The sequence below is a fragment of the Sphingomicrobium lutaoense genome (genome assembly GCF_014195685.1).
Lineage (GTDB): Bacteria > Pseudomonadota > Alphaproteobacteria > Sphingomonadales > Sphingomonadaceae > Sphingomicrobium > Sphingomicrobium lutaoense.
In genome coordinates, this window is sequence record NZ_JACICF010000002.1 from 270,354 (window position 1) to 282,872 (window position 12,519).

The window sequence follows — 12,519 nt, forward strand, 5'->3', positions numbered from 1 at the left end:
GAATTACCCATGGCGGGCGTGAACAAGGTCATTCTGGTAGGCAATCTCGGCGCGGACCCCGAGGCGCGCTCGCTGTCGAATGGCGGCGAGGTGGTGAACCTGCGCGTGGCGACCAGCGAGACCTGGAAGGATCGCGACGGCAACCGGCAGGAACGCACCGAATGGCACCAGGTGGTGATCTGGAACGAAAATCTCGGCCGGGTCGCGAAAAACTATCTGAAAAAGGGCAGCAAGGTCTATCTCGAAGGCCAGCTGCAGACTCGCAAGTGGCAGGACCAGAATGGCAATGACCGCTATTCTACCGAAGTGGTCTTGCAGCGCTACCGCGGCGAACTGGTGCTGCTCGATCCGCGCGAAGGCGGCGGCGGTGGCGGCGGCTACGGCAACCAGGACCAGGGCTTTGGCGGCGGTGGCGGCTTCGGCGGCGGAAGCGGCGGTGGCGGCGGACAGCAGTCGCGTCCCCAGCCCGCGGCCTTCGACAACGACCTGGACGACGACGTTCCCTTCTAGGGCTGGTCGTCCGTCTTCTTCTTGAGCGCCGACAAGGCGCCGAAGGGGCCGGCTTCCTCCTCCGAGAGGACGCCGGCCCTTTTCAGTTCGGCATCGGCATTGGGGCTGCGCGGATAAGGCTCGAGCGACAGGCTCAGCGTATCGACCAGCGCATCGCCCAGTTCGATCCGCGCGCCATCGTGGAAGACCACGTCCATTTCGCCTTCGTCGAGCTCGACTTCCTCTTCCCCGCCTTCGATCGGCGCGGGGATGAAGCGGATCGCGAACGCCTCGTCGACATGTTCGGGTACCGGTTCGCCGGTCGCCACGCAGGCCTGCACCGCATCGGCCTTGACCCGCCCTTCGGCACTCACCGCCTCGCCGTCCCGATGAAGCACCGCATGGGCCGAGAAATGCTCGAGCGCCTCGAGGCCCAGCCGGTCGGCGATCGCCGCGCGTTCCTTCTCGTCGGCGGTCACGTCGATCCGGTCGCCGTCGCGGATCTCGCTCAATCGGATCGGGTCGATCATCACCATTTTCCCTGCATTACTTCGTCATCGTCGGCCCCGTCGAGCTGCTCGGAGAAACGGCGCAGCCGCTCGGCGGCGAAGGTCGCTGATTCCTCGCACGGCGGCTTGTCGCGGAAGATGCTGAAATCGCTCGCCGCCTGCCATTCTTCCTCGCCGTCCTGCGCGCGGCGCCAGATATCGACTCGGCTGGCGAGCGCGCCGACCAGCCCGCGCACCTGCTTGCCGATGGTGGTGTCGAAGCCGATCTCGCGCATCTGCGCGTCCATGTCGGCAATGAATTGTTCGGTGAGCGAGACCGAGCCGCGCACCGCTTCCTCGCTGCCCCGTTCGAGCCGCAGGATGGTGAGCGCGACCAGGCTCGAAAGCACGGCAAACCGCCCGTCCATGTCGTCCTCGACCCTGCCGTCGCGATACCATTCGGGCCGGCGCGCCTCGGCGACCAGCGCCGCATAGGGCGCGCCCGCATCGGCTCCGCTGCTGGACCTGAACAGGGACAATATCCGTCGCATGCCTCTTCCTTTCGGGCGAACGGCCCTTGCGCCATCGCCCTTTGGCCGCATATTGGGCGAAAGGCCGCGCTGCAAGGGCGCGGGCACGAATCCCGATGAGGCCCGAATATGCGTTTGAAGTTGATGATCACCCTGGCTGCCGCCACCGCGCTCGCAGGATGCGCGGGAATCCGCGATCAGTCGGGCTATATCGCATCGGAAGAGCTGGTTCAGGCGATCGAACCGGGAATCGACAATAAGGAATCGGTGCAGGCCACGCTCGGCCGCCCGACCTTCACCGGCCAGTTCGACGACAACCAATGGTATTATGTCAGCCGCCAGACCAGCCAGTTCGCTTTCCGCCGCCCGCGCGTGACCGACGCCCGGGTGCTGGCGATCAGCTTCGATGCGCAGGGAAATGTCGTCTCGGTGAACGAGACCGGCGAGGAACTGGCGATCAACATCACGCCCAATGGCGACGAGACCCCGACCCTGGGCCGCGAACGCAGCTTCTTCGAGGAATTGTTCGGCGGGATCGGACAGGTCGGCGGCCTCGGTCCGGGCGGCCCGGGTGGCGGCGGCCCGCGCTAGGCTTGCCGCACGGCGGCGGCCCGCCTAATCGGATGGCATGACCGCGACCCCATCCTCGATGAGCTATAGCGAGTTTCTCGCGCTCGATACCCTGCTCGATGCCCAGCACATGCACTCCGACGTGCATGACGAGATGCTGTTCATCATCATCCACCAGACCAAGGAACTGTGGCTCAAGCAGATCCTCTTCGAACTGGATCATGCCACCGAGCTTCTGCGCCGCGACCAGTTCACGCTGGTCCACAAGGCATTGTCGCGGATCAGCCGCATCCAGACGGTGATGACATTGTCCTGGGATATTCTCGCGACGCTCACCCCCGCCGATTATATGAAATTCCGCCATGTGTTCGGCACCGCCTCGGGCTTCCAGTCGGCGCAGTTCCGCGAGATGGAATATCGCATGGGCATCAAGGACGCCCGCTTCCTCCGCAACTATGAGGATGGCAGCGAAGCGCGCGCACGGCTCCAGCAGGCGCTCGACGCTCCGAGCCTGTGGGACGAAGCCGTCGCCGCCCTCGAACGCGCGGGCTTTTCGGTCGGCAGCGAACAGGAAATCGCCGCTGCCTGGCTCGCCGTCTATCGCGACACCGAAAGATACCCCGAACTCTACGGCCTCGCCGAAAAGCTCGTCGATCTCGACGATGCGCTCGCGGCCTGGCGCCACAAGCATGTGCTCACGGTCGAACGGGTGATCGGCCAGAAAACCGGTTCGGGTGGCTCTTCGGGCTCGGCCTATCTCAAGTCGACCCTCGACAAGCGCGCCTTCCCCGCTCTCTGGGACCTGAGGACCGAGATTTGAGCTTCAAGCCGCTTTTCTCCAAGAGCCTTTCGGCCGATCCCGACCGGCTCCACTTCGCCGCGCACAGCCACCATCTCTGGCCCGATGCCTCCTTCGCGGGGCAGGTCCGCTGCTGGGAGGATGCCGCGCGGCTCGCCGACCGCAAATGGGACAGGGTGATGGGTGAAATCTGGCCCGCCGCCTGCGCCGAGGTGGGCCGCGAACTGGGCCATGTCCCCGCCGACCGCATCGTCTTTGCCGGCAACACGCACGACTTTCTCGTTCGCCTTGCCGCCGCCGCGCCCCAGCGCTTCGGGCGCAAGCTGCACATTCTCACCAGCGATGGCGAATTCCACAGCGCGCGCCGCCAGTTCGCTCGCTGGGTCGAGGAGGATTCGATCCGCCTCGAGACCATCCCCGCCCTGCCCGCCGAAAGTTTTTCCGAGCGCTTCACCCAGGCCGCCGCCACGGGCGATCATGACCTCGTCCTCGTCAGCCAGGTGATGTTCGGTTCTGGCCGCATCGCGAGCGATCTCGACCGGCTCGTCGAACTGTCGCGCCCCGAAGGCCCCTGGGTGGTGATCGACGGCTATCACGCCTTCATGGCGATCGAGGAGCCTTTTCCCGAACGCTGGTCCGACAAGGCCTTCTACCTCGCGGGCGGCTATAAATATGCGATGGCAGGCGAGGGGATGGGCTTCATGTCCTGCCCGCCGGGCTATGGCGAACGCCCGCCGATCACCGGCTGGTATGCCGAGTTCGAGGATCTCACCCTACCGCCCGGCATGATCGGCTATGCGCGCGATGCGATGCGCTTCATGGGCGCGACTTTCGATCCGAGCGCGCTCTACCGTTTCCTCGCGGTGCGCGAAGCGCTTGCCGAGAACGGCCTCGACACTGCACGCATCTCGGGCCGGGTCGCGCGCCTCCACGCCCAGCTGGTCGATGGGCTTGGCGACACGGTCTTCGCGCGCGCCGAACTATTGAACCCGCTCGATGGCGGTCCGCACGCCCGCTTCCTCGCCTATCGCCACCCCGACGCGGCGCGCTGGTGCAAGGCGCTCGGCGAGCGCAATTGCATCGTCGATGTGCGCGGCGAGGTGATCCGGCTGGGCCTCGGCCTTTATCATGACGAAGAGGATATCGACCGCTTCGCCGCGCTGGCCCGCGTTCTAGCCTAGCCCTTTTTCGAGCAGGCGGTTGGCGGCGCGCGCCACCGCTTCGGGATCTTCCTTGCCCCACACGCCGAAGCGCAGTCCCAGGAAGACATTCATTCCCATCACCGCCCAGGCGCGCACTTCGCGCTCGAGCGCGTCTTCGGCGGGCCGGATGTCGTCGGCGCGGGCCAGCCGCTCGGAAATGCGCGCCGCCGAATCGCGATAATGTTTCTCGAACCCGGCCGGATCGACGAATTCGGATTCATCGATGATCCGATAGACTTCCTTGTGGCCCCGCACGAACTCGAGAAAGGCGTGGAGCGCGCGCCGCTCGCTGTCGATCCCGCCGGTCGCCCCGGCAAGCGCGGGGGCGACATGATCGCGCACCCGCGCCGACATGTCGGCGACCAGCGCCGCGAACACTTCCTCCTTCGAATCGAAATAGGTGTAGAAAGTGCCGAGCGCGACCTTGGCCCGCTGGGTGATCGCAACGATCGAGGAATCGGCAAAACCCACCTGCCCGAATTCGATCCGCGCGGCATCGAGGATCGCCGCGCGGGTCTTTTCGCCACGCGCGGTGCGCGGCTGCTTGGACGCGCCCGATCGCTTGGGGCCAGCGCCTGTCCGCCCGGTTTCGCTGCCCTTGCCCCGTCCCGCGCCCATGCCCAATTCCCGAAGTTGAATGATGGTTCAACTTTCATTATAGCAGCTGAAATGCCGCGGCAACAGGGCTGTCGATCCCATGCCGCAACAGGGGAGGAAATCATCATGAATCGCATTGCATATCGCTCGGTCCTTCTGGCCGGCATCGCGGGCACCGCCCTGCTCGCGCAACCCGCCTTCGCACAGGACAGTGTCCAAGAGGTGATCGAGGAGACCGATGCCGCCGAAGCCATGGCCCAGCAGGATGGCGAAATCGTCGTCACCGCTCGCCGCCGCGTCGAACGGCTCCAGGACGTGCCCATCTCGCTCACTGCCTACTCGGGCGACCAGCTCGAACGCGAAGGCGCGATCGACATCACCGACATCGCCGACACCACCCCCAACGTCACGCTTGAAGTGTCGCGCGGCACCAACTCGACGCTCACCGCCTTCATCCGCGGCGTGGGGCAGCAGGATCCGGTCGCCGGGTTCGAACAGGGGGTCGGCATCTATCTCGACGATGTCTATCTCAACCGCCCGCAGGGCGCGGTCCTCGACATTTACGATGTCGAACGGATCGAGGTGCTACGCGGCCCGCAGGGCACGCTCTATGGTCGCAACACCATCGGCGGCGCAGTCAAATATGTCACGCGCCGCCTGCCTACCGACACCAGCTTCTCGGCCAAGGGGGTCGTGGGCACCTATGGCCAGACCGACCTCGTGGCCAAGGCTTCCACGCCGCTCGGTGACCTGGTGCGTGTCGGCGTGGGCGCGGCGCGCCTCCACCGCAACGGTTTTGGCGAGAACCTCACCACCGGCCAGGAAAATTACGATAAGGACATCTTCGCGGTCCGCGCCAGCCTCGAAGCCGGGGGCGGAGTGGACGAACCTTTCTTCCGCTTAAGCGGCGACTATACCGAGGACAATAGCAATCCGCGCGGTGGCCATCGCCTCATCCCGGGTCTCGCTTCGGGCGCGCCGGTGCTCGATAATGTCTTCGACACGCGCGGCGGGCTGGTCGATCCCGAACAGCAGGTGACCGCCAAGGGCGTCTCGGCCTATCTCGAATGGCCGCTCGGCGAAATGCTCACCTTCAAGTCGATCAGCGCCTGGCGCGCCGACGACAGCGCGACGCCGATCGACTTCGACACGCTTCCCGCGGTCGATCTCGACGTCCCCGCGCTCTATGCCAACGAACAGTTCAGCCAGGAATTCCAGCTCGGCTTCTCGTCGAGCCGTCTGAACGGCGTGCTCGGCGCCTATTTCCTCGACGCCGATGCCGAAACCGTGTTCGACGTGCGCCTCTTCACCCTGTTCAACGGCCTGACCGCGCTCACCCAGGGCGAGGTCGAAACCAACAGCTGGGCACTGTTCGGCGATTTCACCTACGACCTCACCGACCGGATCAGCGTCTCGCTCGGTGGCCGCTATACCAATGACCAGCGCAACAGCCGGGTGTTCCGCGAAACCTATCTGGGCGGGGGCTCGCCGATCTTCGGCGGCGCCGGGATCGTCTTCGCCACCACTTCGGATTTCGAAGGCTCGCGCACCGACAAGGATTTCACTCCGCGCGCCTCGATCAGCTTCAAGCCCAATGACGATCACCATCTCTACGCCAGCTATGCCGAGGGCTTCAAAGGCGGCGGCTTCGATCCGCGCGGCCAGACCACGGCGACGCCCGATTTCAACAATGACGGATCGGTCACCCCCGACGAAGTCTATGATTTCCTCGCCTTCGATCCCGAAACGGTCAAAAGCTACGAGATCGGCTGGAAGGGCAGCCTCGGCGACCGGGTGAATGCCAGCCTTGCACTGTTCAACGCCGATTATGAGGATGTGCAGATCCCGGGCTCGGTCGGCGTCACCGATGTCAACGGCAACCAGAATTTCATCGGCATCACCACCAATGCCGCCAAGGCACGCATCCGCGGCCTCGAATTCGAAGGCGTTGCGCGCCTCCTTGGCACCGCATCGCCCTCGCGGCTCGACTTCGGCTGGTCGCTCGGCCTGCTCGATGCCGAATATCTGCGCTATATCGACAATCGCGGCATCGACGTCTCGGACAGCCGCAAGGTCCAGAACACTCCCGAGGTCACGGCGTCGGGCTCGCTCACCTATGGCACCCCGATGGGTGGCGGCTATCTCACCGCCAACACCACCGTCAGCTATCGCGGCGACAGCCAGCAGTTCGAACTCGCCAGCCCGCTCGACCAGGAAGGCTTCGCGCTCGTCGATGCCGGCCTCACCTGGGAACTGCCGGGCGACCATTGGACCATCGGCGCCTATGCGAAGAATCTGTTCGACAAGGAATATATCGTCGCGGGCTATAACTTCCTCGCGCAGGATCCTGACAGCGGGGAACTGGTGATGGTCGGCGGCCGTCCGGTGCCCACGCTCGGCACCGAAGGCACGCTGACGGCCTATTATGGCAATCCGCGCCAGCTGTTCCTGTCGGTGGGCTACCGCTTCTGAGCCGAAGGGCGGCGGCACCTTCCTCAAAATGGGATGGCCAGCCGCCGCCCCGCCCGCTAGCAGGGGCGCCATATGAAGAGCGGGACCGACATGGATGCAGCGCAGCCGGCCAAGGGTGCGATCGGCGGGCGGGGCGTGATGATGCTGATGCTCGTTATCGCCTATACGCTCAACTTCATCGACCGGCAGATCATCGGCATCCTCGCCGAACCGATCAAGGAAGACCTGGGCCTCAGCGACGGTCAGCTCGGCTGGATGGGCGGCCTCGCCTTCGCGCTTTTCTACACCGCGCTCGCAATTCCCTTGGCGATGCTCGCCGACCGCAAGAACCGCAGCTGGATCATCGCCATCGGCCTCACCTTGTGGAGCGGCGCGACCGCGATCTGCGGCCTTGCGCAGAATTTCTGGCAACTCTTCCTCGCCCGCATGAGCGTCGGGGTCGGCGAAGCCGCGGGCGTTGCACCTGCCTATTCGCTCATCTCCGATCTCTTCCCGCCCGAACGGCGCGCGCGGGCGCTGGCGATCTTCTCGCTCGGCATTCCCATCGGTTCGGCGCTCGGCGTCCTGTTCGGCGGGCTGATCGCCGCCGAGGTCGACTGGCGCGCCGCCTTCATCGTGATCGGCCTCGTCGGCATCGGCTTCGCCCCCATCTTCAAATATTATGTCCGCGATCCCGGCCATGGCCGCCATGAAGACGGTCCGCGCGGCCAGGCGCCGCGCTTCATGACGGTCTTCCGCCTGATCGCCTCCAAACCCAGCTTCTGGTTTCTCTCCTTCGGCGCGGGCATGTCCTCGATGGCGGGCTATGGCTTCGCCTTCTGGATCCCCAGCTTCCTTGCCCGCAGCTTCGACCTGTCGCTGGTCGACCGCAGCTGGATCATGGCGGGTATTGCCTTTTTCGGCGGCGCGGCGGGAATCTGGTTCGGCGGCGTGCTCGGCGACAAGCTCGGCTCGGCGCGCGCGGGCGGCTATGCCAAGCTGTGTGCTATCGCCTTCGCGATCACCCTGCCCACCTATCTTCTCGCTTTCTCTTCCGAGATCCTGTGGCTGAGCTTCATCCTCTTCCTCATTCCCTCGGCGCTCGCGCTGATGTGGCTGGGGCCGGTGGTCACCGCGATCACCAAGCTGGTCCCGCCCGAAATGCGCGCCACCGCTTCGGCGCTCTTCCTGTTCATCAACAATCTCATCGGCCTCGGTCTCGGTTCGCCGATGATCGGGGAGATTTCGGACGCGCTCACGCCGCTCTACGGCGACGAGGCGCTGCGCTATTCGGCGATGCTCACCACCATGGTCTATGCCGGCGCGGCGATCCTCATGCTGCTCGCCGCTCGCCGTCTCGACCGCGACGTGGTGCAGCCCGCACCCGCTCCGCAGCCCGCCTGATCGCGAAAGGTTCCGGGGCAACTTCCTCCGTTTCGGACCTATCGGCCCTGCCTGACCCTGCGTAAAGCGCGACAAGCGGCCAGCATGGAACCGCTTCGCCTTCGGATCGGCCCCGGCATGCCCCATTCCACCAAAGCACTCGCCGCAAAAGTCGCCCCGCCTAAGGCTCTTTTCCCTAGCCCTTGGCGAGGCGCGCGTTATAGTGCCTCCAACTTCATTTTCACGGGGGCATGAAACGCAATGAAAGCGACCATTGAACGGGCGGTTCTTCTCAAAAGCCTAGGCCATGTCCAATCGGTGGTTGAACGGCGCAATACCATTCCCATCCTCTCGAACGTGCTTCTCGAGGCCAGCGAGGAAGGCTCGCTCCGCTTGATGGCGACCGACCTTGATCTGCAGGTCGACGAAAGCGTTTCGGCAGAGGTCAGCCAGGCCGGTGCCACCACCGTGCCCGCGCACACTTTCTTCGACATCGTCCGTAAGCTTCCCGAGGGCAGCCAGGTGGAATTGAGCGCCGCCGACGGCAAGATGCAGGTCAATGCGGGCCGCGCGCGCTTCAACCTCCAGACCCTCCCGCGCGACGATTTCCCGGTGATCGCCGAAGGCGACCTGCCGACCCGTTTCGAACTGCCCGCGGCGACGCTGCGCCAGATCATCGACAAGACGCGTTTCGCGATCTCGAACGAGGAAACCCGCTATTATCTGATGGGCATCTTCCTCCATGTCGCCGACGACAAGCTCAAGGCCGCGGCCACCGACGGTCACCGCCTCGCGCGCGTCACGGTCGAAAAGCCCGAGGGCGCCGACGGCATGCCCGACATCATCATTCCCAAAAAATGCGTTGGCGAATTGCGCAAGCTGCTCGACGAGGTCGAGGGCACGGTCGAGGTCTCGCTGTCGGGCTCGAAGGTCCGCTTCGGACTCGGCGCGGCGGTGCTCACTTCCAAGCTCATCGACGGGACCTTCCCCGACTATAACCGCGTCATCCCGACCGCCAATGACAAGCTGCTGCGGATCGACCCCAAGAGCTTCATGGCAGGCGTCGATCGCGTCGCCACCATCGCCAGCGAAAAGACCCGTGCGGTCAAGATGGCGGTCGACAGCGACAAGGTCACTCTCTCGGTGACCAGCCCCGAAAATGGCGTCGCGGTCGAGGAAGTCCCCGCCAGCTACGGCTCGGACGGGCTAGAGATCGGATTCAACGCCCGCTATCTCATGGACATTCTCCATGAAATCGAAGGCGATACGGTCGAGGTGCATCTTGCCGACGCCGCCGCGCCCACGCTGCTGCGCGAAAGCGACGACAGCCCGGCGCTCTACGTGCTGATGCCGATGCGCGTCTGATCGGACGCGCTTCGCTCACTCGCTTGACGGGGCGGCGCGTGCCGCCCCCATTTTGCATCCCCCCGGGGCGGAAAACTGTGGCAAGAGGCGGGGCATGATCAGCCGCCTCGCCCTTACTGATTTCCGCAATCATGAAGATACGGCGATCGCGCCGGGCGCGGGCTTCGTCATGCTCTCGGGCAACAATGGCGCGGGCAAGACCAACATGCTCGAAGCCGTCTCGCTTTTCTCGCCGGGCCGGGGAATGCGCCGCGCTCCGCTCCGCGAGATGGCGCGGCAGGGCGGGCCCGGCAATTTCTCGATCGCCGCTTCGCTCGGCGACGGAGTGACGCTCGGTACCGGCACGCTCCCCGCCACCCCCGACCGGAGGCAATTGCGCATCAACGGCGCCGCCGCGCCGGTCTCGCAGCTGGGCGAATGGCTCTCGGTGCTCTGGCTCACTCCCGCGATGGACCGGCTGTTCACCGACAGCGCAGGGGGGCGCCGCCGCTTCCTCGACCGGCTGGTGCTCGCGCTCGAACCTTCGCACGCCCGCCACGCCAGCCGCTACGAAGCCGCGATGCGCGCGCGCAACAAGCTGCTGGCCGAACCGCAAGCCCCCGACCCTCAATGGCTCGCCGCGCTCGAAGCGGGGATGGCCGAACATGGCGAAGCGCTCGCCGAAGCGCGCGCCCACAGCGTCGCCCAACTCAACGAAGCGATCGCGGCGATGCCCGAAGGCGATTTTCCCCGCGCATCGCTGGCGCTCGATGGCTGGTCGGGCGGCGACCTTGCACGCGCACTCCAGGAGGGCAGGGGACGCGATGCCCGGGCGGGCCGCGCGCTCGCCGGCCCCCACCGGCAGGACCTTCTCGTCACCCATATCGCCAAGCAGCAGCCCGCCGCGCTGGGCTCGACCGGCGAACAGAAAGCGCTGCTCCTTGGCCTCGTCCTCGCCCATGCCGACGTGGTGGCCGAGCGGCGCGGTTCTCCACCCATCCTCCTTCTCGACGAAGTCGCTGCGCATCTCGATCCCGGCCGCCGCGCGGCGCTCTATGCGCGGCTCGAAGGCCGGGGCCAGACCTGGATGACCGCCACCGAAGGCGCGCTGTTCGAAGGCCTGTCCGGCAGCCACTACCGGCTCGACGGCGGAACGGTCGTCACGAATTAACTGGCCATTCATCGCCGGATCGCTATATCGGCGACCAACAATGGCGCGCCGACCAGCGGCGTGATGCCCCTTCAGACGGGGCGGCCCTGCGCGCCTCCGCCTTCACGGCTCTCCTATCACGCGGGGTGCTAAATTCCCCCGTTTTCATGCGACGTCCCTCATCCGGGGCGGCGCTTTTTCAGGATATTTATGACTTTCCAATCTCTCGGGCTCTCCAGCCCCATTCTCGCTGCGCTCGATGCGCAGGGATATAACAAGCCCACGCCCATCCAGGCGCAGGCCATTCCGCCCGTGCTCGCGGGCAAGGATCTCGTCGGCATCGCGCAGACGGGTACCGGCAAGACCGCGGCCTTCGTGCTGCCCACCATGCAGCGCCTTACCGAGGCGGCTCCCGGCCGCCCCGTGCCGGGCCGTGCCCGCATGCTCGTGCTTGCCCCGACCCGCGAACTGGCCGCCCAGATCGCGACCAGTGCGCGCAACTATGCGGCGGGCCAGCATGTCCGCGTCGGCGTGGTGTTCGGCGGCGTTCCGGTGCCGCGCTCGATCCGCGAAGTGAGCCGCGGGCTCGACATTCTCGTCGCCACCCCGGGCCGCCTGCTCGACCTCGTCGACCAGCGCGCGCTTGACCTGTCGGCGCTCGAGATCCTCGTGCTCGACGAAGCCGACCAGATGCTTGACCTGGGCTTCATCCACGACCTCAAGCGGATCGTGAAGATCATCCCCGAAAAGCGGCAGACCCTGTTCTTCTCGGCGACCATGCCCAAGCAGATCCGCCAGCTCGCCGATCGCTTCTGCCATCACCCGGTCGAAGTGAAGGTGACGCCCGTCGGCACCACCGCCGAGCGCGTCCGCCAGGCTGTGACCTTCGTCAACCAGCGCGAAAAGCAGGCGCTTCTCAATCTCTTCTTCCAGACCGAGACGATCGACCGCTCGCTCGTTTTCTCGCGCACCAAGCATGGCGCCGACCGCATCGTGCGCCGTCTTGGCAAGATCGGCATCGAGGCCGCGGCAATCCATGGCAACAAGAGCCAGCCGCAGCGCGAAAAGGCGCTCGCCGCCTTCCGCGAAGGCAGCATCCGCATCCTCGTGGCGACCGACATCGCGGCGCGCGGGATCGACATTCCGGGCGTGAGCCATGTCGTCAATTTCGACCTGCCCAATGTCGCCGACCAATATGTCCACCGCATCGGGCGCACCGCGCGCGCAGGCGCCGAAGGCATTGCCTACAGCTTCTGCGACGATGAGGAGCGCCCCTATCTGCGCGGCATCGAGAAGCTCATCCGCCAGCGCATCGGCGATGTGCCGCTGCCCGAAAATTTCAACGAAGCCGTCGCTGCGGTCGAGGATGCGGGCGAGGACCGCGGCCCGCGCCGTTCGCGTCGTCCGCGCCATCCGATCAAGCCCAAGGGCCAGCATGGCAAGCCCGCTAATGGCGCGAAGAAGCGCCGTCCGCGCCCCCAGCGCAAGGGTCAGCGCCGCCCCGCGAGCGCCTGAC

General features: G+C 65.7%; 12 protein-coding genes. 9 read left to right on the forward strand and 3 right to left on the reverse strand.

The window, feature by feature from the left end; translation table 11 throughout:
• Window positions 1-9 precede the first annotated feature (9 nt).
• The gene (ssb, locus tag FHS50_RS09530) at window positions 10-510 is read left to right on the forward strand and encodes a single-stranded DNA-binding protein (protein ID WP_183934207.1); all 501 of its coding nucleotides are present in this window, start codon (window positions 10-12) and stop codon (window positions 508-510) included.
• On the opposite strand, the gene FHS50_RS09535 is transcribed toward ssb, so the two are convergent.
• Together FHS50_RS09535 and FHS50_RS09540 are read right to left on the reverse strand one after the other, a co-directional pair.
• On the reverse strand, window positions 507-1,019 hold the full coding sequence (locus FHS50_RS09535; protein ID WP_246333113.1) for a YceD family protein: 513 nt from the start codon (window positions 1,017-1,019) through the stop codon (window positions 507-509). The two genes, ssb and FHS50_RS09535, sit on opposite strands and share 4 nt — an antisense overlap.
• Window positions 1,019-1,528: a ubiquinol-cytochrome C chaperone family protein gene (locus FHS50_RS09540; RefSeq protein ID WP_183934209.1), complete on the reverse strand. Its 510-nt coding sequence runs from the start codon at window positions 1,526-1,528 to the stop codon at window positions 1,019-1,021. The genes FHS50_RS09535 and FHS50_RS09540 overlap by 1 nt, the downstream gene beginning before the upstream one ends.
• Window positions 1,529-1,636: 108 nt before the next feature.
• Here FHS50_RS09540 and FHS50_RS09545 point away from each other — a divergent pair, with 108 nt between their 5' ends.
• From FHS50_RS09545 to FHS50_RS09555, 3 genes are read left to right on the forward strand one after another with little or no spacing between them, the layout of a single operon-like run.
• Window positions 1,637-2,098: an outer membrane protein assembly factor BamE gene (locus FHS50_RS09545; protein ID WP_183934210.1), complete on the forward strand. Its 462-nt coding sequence runs from the start codon at window positions 1,637-1,639 to the stop codon at window positions 2,096-2,098.
• 37 nt (window positions 2,099-2,135) lie between these two features.
• A complete protein-coding gene (locus tag FHS50_RS09550; protein ID WP_183934211.1) occupies window positions 2,136-2,897 on the forward strand; it encodes a tryptophan 2,3-dioxygenase in 762 nt (253 codons plus the stop codon).
• The gene (locus FHS50_RS09555; protein ID WP_221184916.1) at window positions 2,894-4,057 is read left to right on the forward strand and encodes an aminotransferase class V-fold PLP-dependent enzyme; all 1,164 of its coding nucleotides are present in this window, start codon (window positions 2,894-2,896) and stop codon (window positions 4,055-4,057) included. Before FHS50_RS09550 ends, FHS50_RS09555 begins: the two co-directional genes overlap by 4 nt.
• Here FHS50_RS09555 and FHS50_RS09560 read toward each other — a convergent pair.
• Window positions 4,049-4,696: a TetR/AcrR family transcriptional regulator gene (locus FHS50_RS09560; RefSeq protein ID WP_183934212.1), complete on the reverse strand. Its 648-nt coding sequence runs from the start codon at window positions 4,694-4,696 to the stop codon at window positions 4,049-4,051. The genes FHS50_RS09555 and FHS50_RS09560 overlap by 9 nt on opposite strands.
• Window positions 4,697-4,801: 105 nt before the next feature.
• Here FHS50_RS09560 and FHS50_RS09565 point away from each other — a divergent pair, with 105 nt between their 5' ends.
• From FHS50_RS09565 to FHS50_RS09585, 5 genes are all read left to right on the forward strand, one after another.
• Entirely contained in the window at window positions 4,802-7,147 is a 2,346-nt protein-coding gene (locus FHS50_RS09565; protein ID WP_183934213.1) for a TonB-dependent receptor, read from the forward strand.
• 138 nt (window positions 7,148-7,285) lie between these two features.
• Complete coding sequence (locus FHS50_RS09570; RefSeq protein ID WP_183934417.1) at window positions 7,286-8,530, forward strand: spinster family MFS transporter; 1,245 nt, start codon at window positions 7,286-7,288, stop codon at window positions 8,528-8,530.
• A gap of 240 nt (window positions 8,531-8,770) precedes the next feature.
• Window positions 8,771-9,874, forward strand: coding sequence for a DNA polymerase III subunit beta (dnaN, locus tag FHS50_RS09575; protein ID WP_183934214.1), 1,104 nt, complete (start codon window positions 8,771-8,773; stop codon window positions 9,872-9,874).
• A gap of 94 nt (window positions 9,875-9,968) precedes the next feature.
• The gene (recF, locus tag FHS50_RS09580) at window positions 9,969-11,024 is read left to right on the forward strand and encodes a DNA replication/repair protein RecF (RefSeq protein WP_183934215.1); all 1,056 of its coding nucleotides are present in this window, start codon (window positions 9,969-9,971) and stop codon (window positions 11,022-11,024) included.
• Window positions 11,025-11,213: 189 nt separating this feature from the next.
• Window positions 11,214-12,518 (forward strand): DEAD/DEAH box helicase, encoded by a 1,305-nt coding sequence (locus FHS50_RS09585; protein WP_183934216.1) that lies wholly within the window; start codon window positions 11,214-11,216, stop codon window positions 12,516-12,518.
• Window position 12,519: the final 1 nt, after the last annotated feature.